We start from the raw sequence: 13,904 nt of genomic DNA, 5'->3' as shown, positions 1-13,904 counted from the left end.
GCCTGCTGCGGGCCATCAGCGAAGAGCTCAGCCGTCCCGTCCCGTCGGAGTGGAAGGACGCCATCACGGCGGTCCCGCGCCACCGTTTCCTCCCGGAGCGGATCTGGCTCTCCGACGACAGCGGCGACCTCGAACCGTGCGACATCCGCTCCGAGCCCGACCGCTGGTTCGCGGCCGCCTACGCCAACGCTCCGGTCGTCACCCAGGTCAATGACGGCGAGGAGCCGACCGACGGCTCCGACGCCTGGCCGTCGTCCTCGGCGTCCTCACCAGCGATGGTCGTGCGAATGCTCGAAGCACTCGATGTCCGCCCCGGCCAGACCGTCCTGGAGGTCGGCACCGGCACCGGCTGGAACGCGGCTCTGCTCGCGCACCGGGCCGGTCCCGGCCGTGTCGTCTCGATCGAGATCGACCCCGCGGTCACCTGGCGGGCCCACTCGTCCCTGAACGCGGCGGGCGTGGACGTGGAGGTCGTCTGCGGGGACGGAGCCCTTGGTTGGGCCCGGCGGCAGCCGTACGACCGGGTCGTCTCCACTTGCTCGGTCAGCCGGGTGCCGACGGCGTGGATCGAGCAGACCCGCCCCGGCGGCACCATCGTGACGCCGTGGGAGAGCCCGATGCTCTCCTGGGGACTGCTCACCCTCACCGTCGAAGGCGGGCGCGCGACCGGGCGGTTCAGCCCGGACGCCTCGTTCATGCTGATGCGCGGCCAGCGGATCGACCTGCGCATCTTCCGGGACATCGTCCGTGACGACCACGAACCCGAGGAGTCCACCACCCGGCTCTCACCGTGGCAGGTGAGCGGCGAGGACCTGGACGCGCGGTTCGCCCTCGGGCTGAAGCTCGGCGACGTGTGGACGGCCTGGCAGCACGAGCCGGATGCCGAAGGAGTGGCCTCCCGGCTCTGGGTGGCCACGACGGACGCGCGCTCGTGGGCCGCCGTCGACCACGACGGCCGGCAGGAGGACCGCTTCGCCGTCCGGCAGTACGGCCCGCGCCGCCTCTGGACCGAGATCGAGGACGCCCACGCCTGGTGGGAGAAGCAGAACCGGCCGGGCCCGGACCGGTTCGGGCTCCGTATCACCGGCGAGGAACAGCTCGTCTTCCTCGACGAGCCGACCGCCGCCGTCGGCCGGGTGCCGTAGCGCGCGACCGAGCCGGGGCGGCCGACAAGCCGCCCCGGCTGGTCGGGTGGCTACTCCCAGCGCCAGCCGTTGTTGTCCCGGCAGGTGAGAACACGGCCGTTGGCGTCGCTGCCGGTGTCGCCGTGGGCGCTGTTGGGGCAGATGCGACCCCGGACTATGCAGTTGCCCTTGGAATCCGTGGTGCAGGCTGACGCCTGGTGCTCCGAGGGTGCGGCGGGCTGCGGCGCGGGCGGGGCGTGCGTCGGAGCCGGGGCGGGCGGGGCGGCGGGAGCGGGAGCGGCGGGAGCCGGGGCGGCCGGGGCTGGGGGTGCTGCGGGAACGCTCGGCACCACGGGATCGGCCGGTGCGGTCGCGGTCGGGGAGGCCGGGGCCGGGGCCGGGGCCGGGTCCGCCGGGGCGGGCGCGGCGCCTCCCGGGCAGTCCTCCTCGTTCTTCACCACGGACAGCGTCACCGTCGTGTCCTTCGCCGAGGGTTCCCCGGCGGCCGGCTGCTGGGAGCAGACCTTCCAGTGGCTCGGCATGAGGACGGACCGCGTGTGGGACTCGCCCGCGTGGACGTCCTGGAACGTCACGGTCTTGGCGGCCCGGGCGTCCGGCTGCTGGAGGGCGTCCTTGGCCTTGTCCCCGTGCATTCCGACCACACTCGGGATCGGAATCGGCGTCGCCGCCGACGACGTTTCGTCGGCCGAGGCCTTGCACCCGGCCGCGAGGAGGGTGGCGGCCAGCGCGGCGGCGGCGAGGGCGGTCGCCCGCCTCCGGCGGGAGGGGCGCAGCGGTCGGGCTTCGTGGGTCTGGGCGGTCGTCGGCTGTATCACAGCAGGCACTTGGTCTTCCGGGTGAGCGGCGGGCATGGCGGGCGGAACTTCGAACGGGCAAAACTTTTCGAACGTACACCACCTCACTGGCGGAAGCCTGGGAATCCCTGCCGGGAATCCTTGATCGAAGCGTGATGTCGACCCCCTCCCCGGGGCCTCTCCCCGCCCGCCGGAAACGGCCCGTCCCGGCCTCCGGCGACAGCGTGGCCGCCCCCTCCACGCCCCCGAGGCACCCGTCCACACCAGAGCCAGAGTGCCCCCAACAGCCCACCACCCAGCGGCTTTTGCCGCGATCGCGCCCACCCCCCGAGCGTCCTACGCTCAGCCGTATGAACCGTACGATCCGCACCACCGAAGACGTCCTCGCCCTCCTCGACGGCTTCTTCCGGCCGGCCGAACCGTTCTGGGACCGGTTCTACGAGGACCGGTCCGCCGAGCGCCCGTTCTTCGCGCCGAAGCCGGACGAGAACCTGGTCTCCTACCTGGACCGCGGCCTGCTGCCGCCGGCCCCCGGCCGGGTGCTCGACCTGGGCTGCGGCACCGGCCGCAACGCGATCCACCTGGCCTCGCTCGGCTTCGAGGTGGACGCCGTCGACCTCTCCGCCACCGCCCTCGCCTGGGCCGAGGAGCGCGCCCGCGAGGCCGGCCCCGGAGCCCGCCCGCGCTTCCACCGGGCGAGCATCTTCGAGGCCCAACTCCCGTGCGACTCCTACGACCTGGTCTACGACTCCGGCTGCCTGCACCACCTGCCGCCGCACCGCCGGGTCGGCTACCTGGCCCTCCTGGACCGCGTCCTCGCCCCGGGCGGGCACTTCGCCGTCACCGCCTTCGCGGCCGGGGCGATGGGCTCCGAGCGGCCCGACGAGGAGCTCTACCGGCTCGGCTCGCTGGAGGGCGGGCTGGCCTACTCGCCGGCCGAACTGCGGTCGCTGTTCCGCGAGTTCGAGCCGCTGGAGATCCGCCCGATGGCGGCGCACGGCCCGGATTCCGAGGCCTTCGGCGTCCCCTTCCTCCTCACAGCACTCTTCCAGCGAACTGCCAGCCTCTAACCAGCCTCTCATCCTCCGCCCCTAGCCTCCGGCCCTATGAACGTCTCCCTGCTCGACGGCTGGTTCCCGTGGACGGTCCAGGCCGCGGCCCTCGCGCTGCTCCTGGCCACCGCCGCCCGACGGGAGCGGGCGTGGCTGCGGAGGCGGGGGCCGGTCGCGCTCGGGACGGCGCTGGCGCTCACCGCGGCCGGCGCCGTCGCCGTGCTGACGCTGGGCGGGATCACCGACCCGGTCCCGTTCGGGGTCTGGCTGTGGAGCGGGGTGGCGGTCGCGGCGCTGTGCGTGCTCGGCTTCGGCTGGAACGGCGCGCGGTGGTGGCGCCGGGCGCTGGTGGCACCGACCGTGCTGCTGGCGCTGTTCTGCGCGGCGAACAGCGTGAACATCGCCACCGGCTACTACCCGACGCTGGACGACGCGATCGGCGAGCTCGGCGGGCAGCCGCTGCCGGAGCAGATCACCCTGGACAAGCTGAAGTCGATCCACGGCCGGACGGGCACGGGCCGCATCGTCCAGGTCGACATACCGGACACCGCCAGCGGCTTCGCCCACCGCCAGGAGCTGGTCTACCTGCCGCCCGCCTGGTTCCGCAGCCAGACCCGGCCCAAGTTGCCCGTCCTGGAGATGATCGGCGGCGAGTTCGCGGCGCCCGACAACTGGATCCGCTCGGGCAACGCCGTGAAGACCGCCGACGCCTTCGCCGCCCGGCACAACGGCTTCGCCCCGATCCTGGTGTTCGTGGACGCCACCGGCGGCTTCCGGGTGGACACCGAGTGCGTGGACGGCCCGCACGGCCAGGCCGAGAGCCATCTGCTCAAGGACGTCCCGCCGTTCGTCCAGAGGACCTTCAACGCCGCCACCGACCCGCACAAGTGGGGCGTGGCCGGCTGGTCGATGGGCGGCACCTGCGCCGTCGACCTCACCGTCGAGCACCCGAACGTCTTCACCCACTTCGGCGACTTCTCCGGCGACAAGGGCCCGTCCACCGGCGACAAGGACCACACCGTCCAGGAGCTGTACGGGGGCGACGCCGCGGCCTGGGCCGCCCACGACCCGCTGACCGTGCTCGCCCACCACCCCAAGTACCAGGGCGTGTCCGGCTACTTCGCCCAGGGCGACGAGGAGCACGGCCAGATCGACTCCGCCAAGGCCCTGGAGGCGGCGGCCCGGAAGGACGGCATCCGCACCGTGAACGTGGTTGGCTCCGGCAGGCACACCTGGCAGACCGGCGCCGCGTCCTTCGCCCAGGCCCTCCCCTGGCTCGCCCAGCAGCTCGGCGTCCCGGGCACCCATGCGTAACGGCACCCACGCGTAACGGCACACCCGCACTACGGCAGGTGCTCTCCTCCCCGTTCGACGGCCGCCGCCCGTCGCGCGGTTCAGCTCCGGGTGTTGACATCGCGCACCCCTCCGCCGCCGGTCGCCGGGCCCGGCACACCCGCCCCCACCAGCCCGGATGTGCCGCACCCGGCCCGCGCGCGGTGCCGGTCGCGCGCCCCGGGGATCCCCCGCACGCCGTCCGCCGTCCGACCCCACCCGCCCCACAGGACTCACCAACCCCAAAGGGAATCCGGGCCTCCGGCCGGAACCCGGCTTTGCGAGCGGCCGTTCGGTGGCATAGGTTTCGACCGCCGCCGATGCGCCGCCACGACCCTGACCGCCCCTCATCTCCGAGGCGGGCGGCGGGCCGAGGAGCCGACGGCCCTAACGCACAGGGGGAGGCCCGCCATGCCGAGTGCCCGCGACCGCGCGTCGCGCGGGCGGCGAGGACGGACGGCCGGCGCCGCGTACCAGCGGCCCGCGGCCGACCCCGCCCTTCGCCCCCAACGGCAGGGCGGTGCGCGGCCGACCCCGTTCCACGCCACCGGACACCCGAGGAACAGTCAGTTGCGCACCACCAGAGTCGTCACCGCCACCGCCGCCGCCCTCGTCTGCCTGGGCGCGCTCAGCGCCTGCGGGCCCGACAACGGGGACGGCGGCCAGACCGCCCTCCCCGCCGCGGCCCCCACGCCCAGCACCAACCCCACCAAGCCCGCCGGCTCCGACAAGGGCATTCCGGACAAGGCCTGGATGGACACCAAGAACATCCCGATGGACGAGAGTTACCACTACACGCCGCTGGCGGCCAACGCCAAGCAGGTCTCCGGGCCGGTCCAGTTCAAGGGCCTGGAGCTGTGCCGCGCCGCGATCGCCAAGGACGACGAGCCGCTGTTCACGGGCACCGCCGCCGCGAAGTCCGAGGTCGGCTTCGGCGGGGACCGCTGGGCGGCCCAGCAGACCCTGCTGTTCCACGGCGACCCGGTCCACAGCAGCGCCGCCAAGCAGTCCACCAACATGGCCGAGGCCCGGCTGGCGGAGGCGCTCAAGTCCTGTGCCAAGACCGCTCCCGGCGCCACCGTGAAGGTCGAAAGCGCCCCGGACGCGCCGTACTTCGCCGCCGTCCTGACCGTCCCGCAGGCCGACGGCGGCACCGTCACCCTGCACGAGTACGTGGTCGGCGACGGCGGTACGGTCAGCGAGCTGGCCGTCTGGGCCACCACCAAGGCCGGTGCCCAGCCCAAGGACGCCTGGAAGGCCCCCGAGGACAAGGCCGTCGGCACCGGCATGACGGCGGCGATGTGCGAGGCGCTCCCCGGCTGCGACGGGCGCTGACGTCCGGCGCGCGCCCGGTCCGCCCGTCCCCTCCCGAGGACCGGGACGGGGGCGGACGGACCGGGCGGCCCGATCAGATCAGGCCCGGGCTCACAGCCCCAGGACGCTGAGCGCGGTGGTCCAGTCCTTCGCGATCGCGGCGCGCGCGTCGTCGAGGCCGGCCCGGCCGCCGCAGACCGCGTTCTTGAGCTTGGTCTCGACGGAGTCCTTGCTCTGCGCCGGCTGGCTGCCGTAGCGCGGCTCGGGCCACAGGTTGGCCGGGTCGCGCGGGGCGCCGCCGAGCTCCAGCGGGACGAGGTGGTCCTCCTCGTAGTCCGCCGTGCTGGTGTCCGCGTAGCCGTAGGCCGCGATCTGCTGCACCTTCAGCGCGTTGGTGTAGCTGGTCGGCGGGCGGACGGTGGCGGTCCAGCCGGAGACGCAGATGGTCTGGCCGATGGTCGCCTGGGTGACGTCCGGGTTGTACGCACCGGGGGTGCAGGACGGGTCGGGCAGCGGCAGGTACGCCTGCGAACAACTCGCCGCGAGCGTACGGGCCTTCTGAGCGGTGCCGTGGGCCGGGGCGGCGGCCTGCGCGGTGCCGGCGGCGAGCCCGGCGGCGGCGAGGGCGGCCGCCGAGGCGGTGACGGTGAGACGGTGACGGAGCATCATGGGGGAAGCACTCCTGGTCCGGCCCGGCCTCTCGCCGGGCGACTGTGCTCATGACAGCACCACCCGGCCGACCACCGTCAGATCCGTGACGTGAACGCCTGGTGACCGCGTCTCCACAACCGCGCCCCGACGAGCGCCCCGCGCGAGGACCCCGCGCGAGCGCCCCGCCCCCGTCTCCCGGCCCCCGGCCCCCGGCCCGTGCGGTCAGCCCCGCAGGACCGCCAGCTCGACCTCCCGGCCGGCCAGGCCGTCGGGCGCCGGCAGCGTCACCCCGGAGGGCTCGAAGCCGGCCTTCCGGTACATCGCCTCGGCCCGGGGGTTGTCCTCGTGGACGAACAGCCGCACCCGCTCGATCCTGGGCCCGGTGAGCGACCACGCCCACTCCTGGAGGGTCCGGATCAGGTCGAGCGCCAGCCCGGTGCCCCGCGCCTCCGCGCGGACGAACACCCCGACCACGTGCACCTGGTCGACCTCGATGACGTCGCCCTCCAGAGCGCCGTTCCCACCGGCCGGCTCGACCACCCCGGTCATGCTGCCGAGCCAGCGCCCGTCCTCGGCCTCCGCGATGAACTGCGCCGCGTGCGGGTCCGTCGCCGCCCGGGTCGTGCGGTCCTGCCAGAACTCGTCGGGCTTGGTGACGGCCTGCTCGTAGACCTCCAGGAAGGCCACGGCCGCGGCCGGGTCCCGCAGCGCGTCGAGGCGGAGGTCCCGGGCCCGCTGCCAATCCTCGACCCGTACCTGTCTGATGATGATTCCGGTGCTCATCGCCTGATCATTCCATCGGCACCATTGGCCCGCGCAACCGATTTCCAAGGCCGCAGACCTCTAGCCCCGGGACGACTCCAGCAGCCGCGCCAGCAGCGCCGCCGGCCCCTCCGGCAGGCTGCCGTGGACGAGTTCGGTGCGGTGCACCAGCCGGGGCGCGGCGATCGGCGCGTACCCGACCCCGGGCACCGCCGCGAGCACCGGCTCGGGCAGCAGGGTGAGCCCGTGCCCGGCCGCCACCAGCGCGAGCAGTCCGTGCAGGTCGGTGCCCTGGTAGCGGGTGGCCGGCCGGAAGCCGTCGACGCCCGCGGCCGCGCGCAGCCGGGCCGCGGGCGGGGTGAGGTCGGGGGCGTCCAGCCAGCGGGCGGCGGAGAGGTCGGCGAGCGCGAGGCCGGCGCGCCCGGCCAGCGGGTGGCCGATGGGCAGCGCGACGGCGACCGGCCGCTCGGCCACCGCGACGGTACGCAGCGGGCCGACGTCGGGCAGCGGCAGCGGGTCGCTGGGCGCGGCCAGTCCGTCGACCAAGGCGAGGTCGACCTCGCCGGTGGCGACCTGGGCGGGCAGCACGTCCTGGGCGAGGACCCGGACCACCGGTTCCACCCTCGGGTACGCCCGGCGCACCTCGCCGAGCGCGCGCCCCAGTGCCGCACCGACCGCCAGCGCGGTGGCCCCGAGCACCAGCCGGGTGTTCGCAGCGCCCGCCAGGCGTGCGACGTCGGCGCGCGCCGCCTCCAGCCGGACCAGCAGCGGTGCGGCGTGCTCCAGCAGCCGCTGCCCGGCCCCGGTCGGGCCGACCGGGCGGCGGAGCAGCAGCGCGGTCCCGAGGTCCGCCTCCAGCGCGGCGATCTGCTGGGAGACCGCGGACTGGGTGTAGCCGAGCTCCCGTGCCGCCTCCGAGAAGGAGGCGAGGCGGGCGACGGTGACGAAGGTGCGCAGCTGCTGCGGGTCCACGGTGGACATCAACCATTCTGATCGAAGCTTAAGGAATCATCGTTGGCGCTGATCTCGGGTGCGGGGTCAGGATAGCCGCATGACGCATCAGACCCCGCGGGTCGCCCTCGTCGGCGACCGCTCCCCCGCCGTCCGCTCGCACGCCCGGATCCCGGGCCTGCTGGACGCCCTCGCCGAGCACGACCACCTCGTCCTGGACGCCTACTGGATCCCGACCGGGGACGCCGCCGCGCCCGGCGCCCTGGACGGCTTCGACGCGGTCTGGCTGCTGCCCGGCAGCCCGTACCGCAGCGAGGCCGGCGCGCTGGCCGCCGTCCGGACCGCCCGCGAGCGCGGCATCCCCTTCCTCGGCACCTGCGCCGGGTTCCAGCACGCGGTGCTGGAGTACGCCCGGAACGTCTGCGGCCTGGCCGGGGCCGTGAACGGCGAGGACCACCCGGACGCGGAGCAGCAGGTGATCGTCCCGCTGGCCTGTTCGCTGGTCGGCCACGAGGGGGCCGTCACCGTCACCCCGGGGAGCCTCGCCGAGCGGGTCCTCGGCGCCACCCGCACCCTGGAGCGCTACCACTGCGCGTACGGACTCAACGGCGCCTACCTGGAGCGGCTGGCCGCGCACGGCCTGCGGTTCAGCGGCGCGGACGAGTCGGGCGAGGTGCGCGTCCTGGAGCTGCCCGGCCACCCGTTCTTCCTGGCCTCGCTCTTCCAGCCCGAGCTGTCCGGCGACGGCACCCGGGCGCACCCCATGATCCGTGCCCTGGCCGGCGCCGCCGTGGCGCACGCGGACGCGGACGCGGGCACCCCGGCCGCGACGGTCACAACGGCCTGATCAAGCCCCGCACCTGAGCGCGCCTCATGCGCGAGCGCGTCTCACATCGGCAGCGACCGCAGCCGCACCGGCCCCTCCGGCCACCCGGCCCCGACGGCCAGCGGCGCCCACATGGTGCGCAGCGGCATCTCCGCCAGCCGCCCCTCCGGCTGTTCCACCGTCACGCCCTCGGCCACCTCCCGGAAGCCGAGCCCCCGGTAGAACGCGGCCAGCGGCGGGCGGCAGAACAGCAGCGCGTACCGGTGGCCGAGCGTGCACGCGTGGTCGAGGGCGGCCCCGACCACGGCCTGCGCGAGGCCGCCGTGGCGCCGGTCGGGCGCGACGCAGACCCCGCCGACGCCCATCACGGCGAGGTCGGTGCCGCCCACGGTGAGCGGCAGCGGCACCAGTCCGGTGTGGGCGACGAGCCGGCCGTCGGCGGCCCGGATGCCGAAGTGGATCTCCTTGGGGCGGAAGGTCAGCCCCGTGTACGCGACGCCGTACGGGTCGTCCCCGGGGCCGAGGATCTCAGCCTGCTCGGCACGGCCGTACTGCGCGAGCCGTTCGACCACGGGCGCTCCGACGAGCGGCTGTTCGGCGGGAGACTGTCCGGCGGGAGGCTGTCCGGCGAGCGGCGGCGCGGGCGAGAAACGATCATCCATCCCGCCATGCTCCCCTCCCGCCGGAGCCTTCCACCAGTCCCTTCCCGGCCACTCGGTCCGACGACTGCTCGGGCCGACGGCCGCCGGCCGCCCCGATCGGCCACCGGGCGCCGACCCGGCGTCAGGCCGCCGCGCGCCGCACCAGCTCCGCCCAGACCTCGGCCACCCGCGCCTCCAGCTCCGCCAGGCCGCCGCCGTTGTCGATCACCAGGTCCGCGATCGCCAGCCGCCCGTCCCGGGAAGCCTGCGCGGCCATCCGGGCCCGGGCCTCCTCCTCGGCCATCCCGCGCAGCCGCACCAGCCGGTCCAGCCGCACGTCGTCGGCCGCGTCCACCACCACGACCAGGTCGAACAGCGGCGCCAGGCCGTTCTCGGCCAGCAGCGGCACATCGTGCACCACGACCGCGTCCGGCGCGGCCGCCGCCTCCAGCTCGGCGGAGCGGGTCCGCACCAGCGGGTGGACGATCGCGTTCAGCGCCTTCAGCCGCTCCGGGTCGGCGAACACGACCGCGCCGAGCGCCGGACGGTCCAGCGAGCCGTCCTCCCTCAGCACCCCCGGTCCGAACTCGGCGACCACGGCCGCCAGACCGTCCGTTCCGGGGGCGACCACCTCGCGGGCGATCACGTCGGAGTCCACGATCACCGCGCCATGCGCGGCGAACAGCCGGGACACCTCGCTCTTGCCCGCACCGATGCCGCCCGTCAGTCCGATCTTCAGCATGGCGTCAGGCTACCGGTGCCCCCTCGAACCCGTCAGCAGAGGCCCGGTCGGCCCGGCTCCGACCCGAACAGGCCCGGCGAAGCCCGGACCCGGTCGAGCACAGGCCCGGTCAGCCCAGCTCCAGGCTCTCGCCCTCCCCCAGCACCAACAGCTCCGCACCCGTCCCCGGCCCGTCCGGCCCGACCAGCCGGGTCTGCACGGCGAGCCCGATCGGGCTGAGCACCGCCTCGTGCACCGGCACCGCCCGGCGCGGCGAGGCTTCCCGGACGTAGTCGACCACCTCGGAGGCCTTGCTCCAGGGGGCCGCGATCGGCAGCAGCAGGGTCTCCACGGCGTGCGGCGGCACGGTGAACGCGTCGCCGGGGTGGAACAGCCGGCCGTCGAAGAGGAAGCCGATGTTCCGCACCGGCGGGAGGTCCCGGTGGATCTCCGCGTGCCACTCGCCGTGCACCGAGACGCCGAGCCCGCCGACCTCGAAGGCGTCGCCCTCGCCGACCACGCCGACCCGCTGCGCCACGCCGTCCAGCTGGTCGGCGACGGCCCGATTGGTCCACACCCGCAGCGCCGGGTCGGCTTCCAGCGCGGCGCGCAGCCGGGACTCCTCGAAGTGGTCCATGTGCTCGTGGGTGATCAGGACGGCGTCCGCCCCGGCCAGGGCGGCGGGGTCGGTGAAGCTCCCGGGGTCGACGACGACCGTGCTGCCGCCGTGCTCGACGCGTACGCAGGCATGTCCGAACTTGGTGATTCGCATGCTCGAAACCCTACAGCAAGGCTGTACAGCAGTGCTGGACATTGTGCCGATAGACTTCCCCCATGACCAGCGAAGCCCCGCACCCGGACACCCTGGAACTCGCCGCCGACCTGCGCTCCGCCCTCGGCAGCCTGGTCCGCTCCCTGCGCGACAGCGACGAACTGCCGCAGAACCAGGCCGCCGTCCTCGGCCTGCTGGTCCGCGACGAACGCTCCTGCACGGTCGCCGAACTCGCCGCCCTCCAGCGGGTCCGCCACCAGTCGATGGCCCGCACCGTCGCGCTGATGACCGAGGCCGGACTGGTCCTCCAGCAGCCCCACCCCACCGACGGCCGCAAGCTGCTCGTCACCGCCACCGGAGCCGGCCGCACCGCCCTGCTCGACCAGCGCGCCCGCCGCGAACACCGGATCGCCACCGCCATCGAGTCCCGCCTCGATCCCGCCGAACGGGAGCGGCTCCGCGCCGCGGTCGACCTGCTACGCCGGCTGGGCTGAGCCCACCAGGCCGTCGCGGGCCGCCGCCTCCCCGTCGGCCGGCCTCGGCGCCGGGACCACCGCCGCCCCGATCTCCGGCACCGACCCGCTCTCCGCCGCCGGCACCACCGGCCGCGGCGCCGGGACGTCCGCCGCCCCGATCTCCGGCAGGTCGACGTGCTCGCTCAGCCCGAACCGCCGGTGCAGCCGCCGCAGCGGGGCGGGCGCCCACCAGTTGAACTCGCCGAACAGGCTCATCGCGGCGGGCACCAGCAGGCACCGCACCAGGGTGGCGTCCACCGCGACGGCGACGGCCAGCGCGATGCCCATCTGCTTGACCATCAGCATGTCCCCGAGCGCGAACCCGGCGAAGACGATCACCATCAGCAGCGCCGCCGAGGTGATGATCCGACCGCTGCGCTGCACGCCCAGCTCCACCGCCCGGACGCAGTCGTGCCCGCGCAGGGTCAGCTCCCTGATCCGGGCGAGCAGGAACACCTCGTAGTCCATCGACAGCCCGAAGGCGAAGGCGAAGACCAGCACCGGTATGAAGGTCTCCAGCCCGCCGGTCGGGCTGAACCCGAGCAGCCCGCTGAACCAGCCGTCCTGGAACACCAGGGTGAGCGCGCCGAGCGAGGCGCCCAGCGAGAGCAGGTTCATCAGCAGCGCCTTGACCGGCATCACCACCGAGCCGGTCATCAGGAAGAGCAGCACCAGCGTCCCGGCCGCGACCAGGCCCAGCGCCCACGGTCCGCGCGAGAGCAGCTCGTCCTGGAAGTCCACCACCGAGGCCGCACCGCCGGTGACGTAGGTGGTCAGCCCGCCGCGGTCGGCCCGCAGCTCCTCGACCACCCGCTTGGCCTGCCCGCCCTGCGGGTCCCCGGGCACCAGGACGTCGATCGTGGAGACCGCGTCGCCCACCGGCGACACGGCCCGCACCCCGCTCACCCCGGGCAGCTTGGCGACCACCTCGTCCGCGTACGCCTGCGCCACCGGCGCCCCGCCCTCGACCACCACGGTGATCGACGCGGCCGAGGCCTGCGGGAAGCGCTGGTCGATCGTCTCGGCGACCTGCCGTCCGGCCGAGGAGGCGGGCAGGACGGCGGCGCCGGAGCTGCGCATCTCGGCGTGGAGGAACGGCGCCCCGGCCGCCAGCAGCAGCGCCACCGAGGCGAGCGTGACCAGGACCGCCCGCTTGCGCACCCGGCGCACGGTCCGGCTGAAGAACCCCTCGTCGGCCACGGGCGCCGCGGGCGCCTTGATCCGCGCGCCGGCGAAGCCGAGCAGGGCGGGGATCAGGGTCAGCGCGGCGGCGACGGCGATCACCACGACGCTCACCCCGGCCGCGGCCACCGCGCCGAGCACCGGGCTGGTGAAGACGAACAGGCCGGAGAGGGCGACGGCGACGGTCAGTCCGGAGAAGGCCACGGTACGCCCGGCGGTCGCCGCGGTCCGTTCGACGGCGGCGGCGATGTCCGCGCCGTGGCCGCGTTCCTCGCGGAAACGATTCACCATGAGCAGCGCGTAGTCGATCGAGAGGCCGAGCCCCAGCACCGTGGCGATCGGCAGCACGCTGGTGTCGATGTCCATGATCCGGCTGAACCCGAACATCGCCAGCAGCGCGCCGCCCACCGAGGCGACCGCCCCGATCGCCGGCAGCGCGGCCGCCGCCAGCCCGCCGAAGACCAGCACCATGACGATCAGCGTGAGCGGCAGCGTCACCAGCTCGCCGAACCGGGTGTCCTTCTCGGTCTGCTTCTTGACCTCCTGCTGGAGCACCAGGTCCCCGCCGACCGTGACGTGGGCGCCGCCCGCCCCGTTCAGCGCGGCGAGCCGCTGGGTGACGGCGTCGGTCTGGGCGGTGCTCGCGGTGTCGGCCATCCGTACGGTGACCAGGCTCGCCGTCCCGTCGGCGGAGCGCAGCGCGGCCGGCGCCGGTCCGGTGCCGTACGCGTCGAGGGCGGAGGAGACCCCGGGCAGGGCGGCGATCTCGGCGGTGGCCCGCTCGACGGCGGCCCTCACCTGCGGATCGTCCACCGGCCGGCCGTCCACCACGGCGGTGACGGTGCCCTTGGCCGGGTCGGCCGCGGCGACCACCGCACCGCCCCGGTCGGCCTCGGCGCTGGCGGAGGAGGCCCCGGCCACCGAGCCCTCGAAGACCCGGCCCCCGATCAGGACGCCGACCACCAGGACGACGGCCCACAGGCCGAGCACCCAACGGCGGTGGCGGAAGCAGAACCGGCCGACGGCCGCGAGCCTGCCGCCGACCACGGCGGTGGGGGCGGCGGGAGAGGGAGTGCGCATGAGGAGCCTTTCGGGCGGCTCCCCTCAATCTAGGGGCAACCCGAACTACGGCCTATAGATGGGCAATGAGCCCCATCTCACACTTTCCTTCACATAAACCACACATAAGTCAGGGCGTGATAAGTCAGGGCGAAAAGCAAATGACGGAAAGCGCATGGGGAAAAAC

General features: G+C 74.5%; 14 protein-coding genes. 6 read left to right on the top strand and 8 right to left on the bottom strand.

Annotation, left to right across the window (positions count from 1 at the left end):
* Window positions 1–1,145 (top strand): methyltransferase domain-containing protein (locus ACFU7Z_RS23735; RefSeq protein WP_380779466.1); only part of this gene is annotated, 1,145 nt, incomplete at its 5' end.
* Between the two features lie 50 nt (window positions 1,146–1,195).
* Here ACFU7Z_RS23735 and ACFU7Z_RS23730 read toward each other — a convergent pair.
* Window positions 1,196–1,969 (bottom strand): hypothetical protein, encoded by a 774-nt coding sequence (locus ACFU7Z_RS23730; protein ID WP_380779464.1) that lies wholly within the window; start codon window positions 1,967–1,969, stop codon window positions 1,196–1,198.
* A 320-nt stretch (window positions 1,970–2,289) separates the two neighbouring features.
* Here ACFU7Z_RS23730 and ACFU7Z_RS23725 point away from each other — a divergent pair, with 320 nt between their 5' ends.
* From ACFU7Z_RS23725 to ACFU7Z_RS23715, 3 genes are all read left to right on the top strand, one after another.
* Window positions 2,290–3,009, top strand: coding sequence for a class I SAM-dependent methyltransferase (locus ACFU7Z_RS23725; RefSeq protein ID WP_380779462.1), 720 nt, complete (start codon window positions 2,290–2,292; stop codon window positions 3,007–3,009).
* 36 nt (window positions 3,010–3,045) lie between these two features.
* Window positions 3,046–4,305 (top strand): alpha/beta hydrolase, encoded by a 1,260-nt coding sequence (locus tag ACFU7Z_RS23720; RefSeq protein ID WP_380779460.1) that lies wholly within the window; start codon window positions 3,046–3,048, stop codon window positions 4,303–4,305.
* 588 nt (window positions 4,306–4,893) lie between these two features.
* Window positions 4,894–5,658 carry a hypothetical protein gene (locus tag ACFU7Z_RS23715; RefSeq protein ID WP_049658563.1) on the top strand — a complete coding sequence of 255 codons (765 nt, stop codon included), beginning with the start codon at window positions 4,894–4,896 and terminating at the stop codon, window positions 5,656–5,658.
* A 90-nt stretch (window positions 5,659–5,748) separates the two neighbouring features.
* Here the strand turns inward: ACFU7Z_RS23715 and ACFU7Z_RS23710 are convergent, their stop codons facing one another.
* The 3 genes from ACFU7Z_RS23710 to ACFU7Z_RS23700 all read right to left on the bottom strand — a co-directional run bounded on the left by ACFU7Z_RS23710 (window position 5,749) and on the right by ACFU7Z_RS23700 (window position 8,031).
* The gene (locus tag ACFU7Z_RS23710) at window positions 5,749–6,306 is read right to left on the bottom strand and encodes a hypothetical protein (protein ID WP_049658561.1); all 558 of its coding nucleotides are present in this window, start codon (window positions 6,304–6,306) and stop codon (window positions 5,749–5,751) included.
* 204 nt (window positions 6,307–6,510) lie between these two features.
* On the bottom strand, window positions 6,511–7,071 hold the full coding sequence (locus ACFU7Z_RS23705) for a GNAT family N-acetyltransferase (RefSeq protein WP_380779457.1): 561 nt from the start codon (window positions 7,069–7,071) through the stop codon (window positions 6,511–6,513).
* Window positions 7,072–7,131: 60 nt separating this feature from the next.
* A complete protein-coding gene (locus ACFU7Z_RS23700) occupies window positions 7,132–8,031 on the bottom strand; it encodes a LysR family transcriptional regulator (RefSeq protein ID WP_380779455.1) in 900 nt (299 codons plus the stop codon).
* A 70-nt stretch (window positions 8,032–8,101) separates the two neighbouring features.
* Here ACFU7Z_RS23700 and ACFU7Z_RS23695 point away from each other — a divergent pair, with 70 nt between their 5' ends.
* A complete protein-coding gene (locus tag ACFU7Z_RS23695) occupies window positions 8,102–8,848 on the top strand; it encodes a hypothetical protein (RefSeq protein ID WP_117487380.1) in 747 nt (248 codons plus the stop codon).
* A 41-nt stretch (window positions 8,849–8,889) separates the two neighbouring features.
* On the opposite strand, the gene ACFU7Z_RS23690 is transcribed toward ACFU7Z_RS23695, so the two are convergent.
* The 3 genes from ACFU7Z_RS23690 to ACFU7Z_RS23680 all read right to left on the bottom strand — a co-directional run bounded on the left by ACFU7Z_RS23690 (window position 8,890) and on the right by ACFU7Z_RS23680 (window position 10,961).
* Window positions 8,890–9,489 (bottom strand): GNAT family N-acetyltransferase, encoded by a 600-nt coding sequence (locus tag ACFU7Z_RS23690; protein WP_380779451.1) that lies wholly within the window; start codon window positions 9,487–9,489, stop codon window positions 8,890–8,892.
* A gap of 121 nt (window positions 9,490–9,610) precedes the next feature.
* The gene (coaE, locus tag ACFU7Z_RS23685) at window positions 9,611–10,210 is read right to left on the bottom strand and encodes a dephospho-CoA kinase (protein ID WP_049659638.1); all 600 of its coding nucleotides are present in this window, start codon (window positions 10,208–10,210) and stop codon (window positions 9,611–9,613) included.
* Window positions 10,211–10,319: 109 nt separating this feature from the next.
* On the bottom strand, window positions 10,320–10,961 hold the full coding sequence (locus tag ACFU7Z_RS23680) for an MBL fold metallo-hydrolase (protein ID WP_117487381.1): 642 nt from the start codon (window positions 10,959–10,961) through the stop codon (window positions 10,320–10,322).
* A 62-nt stretch (window positions 10,962–11,023) separates the two neighbouring features.
* Here ACFU7Z_RS23680 and ACFU7Z_RS23675 point away from each other — a divergent pair, with 62 nt between their 5' ends.
* Complete coding sequence (locus ACFU7Z_RS23675; RefSeq protein ID WP_380779449.1) at window positions 11,024–11,455, top strand: MarR family winged helix-turn-helix transcriptional regulator; 432 nt, start codon at window positions 11,024–11,026, stop codon at window positions 11,453–11,455.
* On the opposite strand, the gene ACFU7Z_RS23670 is transcribed toward ACFU7Z_RS23675, so the two are convergent.
* Window positions 11,438–13,738: an MMPL family transporter gene (locus ACFU7Z_RS23670; protein ID WP_380779447.1), complete on the bottom strand. Its 2,301-nt coding sequence runs from the start codon at window positions 13,736–13,738 to the stop codon at window positions 11,438–11,440. The genes ACFU7Z_RS23675 and ACFU7Z_RS23670 overlap by 18 nt on opposite strands.
* Window positions 13,739–13,904 lie beyond the last annotated feature (166 nt).

The organism is Kitasatospora sp. NPDC057518, from assembly GCF_042802075.1.
Lineage (GTDB): Bacteria > Actinomycetota > Actinomycetes > Streptomycetales > Streptomycetaceae > Kitasatospora.
Note: the sequence above shows the minus strand (reverse complement) of the source record. Positions and strands in the feature narration are given on the sequence as shown.

Bases quoted from the DNA above. Each gene is read 5' to 3' on its own strand.
- ACFU7Z_RS23720 (WP_380779460.1), top strand. From the start codon at position 3,046: ATGAACGTCTCCCTGCTCGACGGCTGGTTCCCGTGGACGGTCCAGGCC.
- ACFU7Z_RS23690 (WP_380779451.1), bottom strand. From the start codon at position 9,489: ATGGATGATCGTTTCTCGCCCGCGCCGCCGCTCGCCGGACAGCCTCCC.
- ACFU7Z_RS23710 (WP_049658561.1), bottom strand. From the start codon at position 6,306: ATGATGCTCCGTCACCGTCTCACCGTCACCGCCTCGGCGGCCGCCCTC.
- ACFU7Z_RS23705 (WP_380779457.1), bottom strand. From the start codon at position 7,071: ATGAGCACCGGAATCATCATCAGACAGGTACGGGTCGAGGATTGGCAG.
- ACFU7Z_RS23675 (WP_380779449.1), top strand. From the start codon at position 11,024: ATGACCAGCGAAGCCCCGCACCCGGACACCCTGGAACTCGCCGCCGAC.
- ACFU7Z_RS23725 (WP_380779462.1), top strand. From the start codon at position 2,290: ATGAACCGTACGATCCGCACCACCGAAGACGTCCTCGCCCTCCTCGAC.
- ACFU7Z_RS23680 (WP_117487381.1), bottom strand. From the start codon at position 10,961: ATGCGAATCACCAAGTTCGGACATGCCTGCGTACGCGTCGAGCACGGC.
- ACFU7Z_RS23695 (WP_117487380.1), top strand. From the start codon at position 8,102: ATGACGCATCAGACCCCGCGGGTCGCCCTCGTCGGCGACCGCTCCCCC.
- ACFU7Z_RS23700 (WP_380779455.1), bottom strand. From the start codon at position 8,031: ATGTCCACCGTGGACCCGCAGCAGCTGCGCACCTTCGTCACCGTCGCC.
- coaE (WP_049659638.1), bottom strand. From the start codon at position 10,210: ATGCTGAAGATCGGACTGACGGGCGGCATCGGTGCGGGCAAGAGCGAG.
- ACFU7Z_RS23670 (WP_380779447.1), bottom strand. From the start codon at position 13,738: ATGCGCACTCCCTCTCCCGCCGCCCCCACCGCCGTGGTCGGCGGCAGG.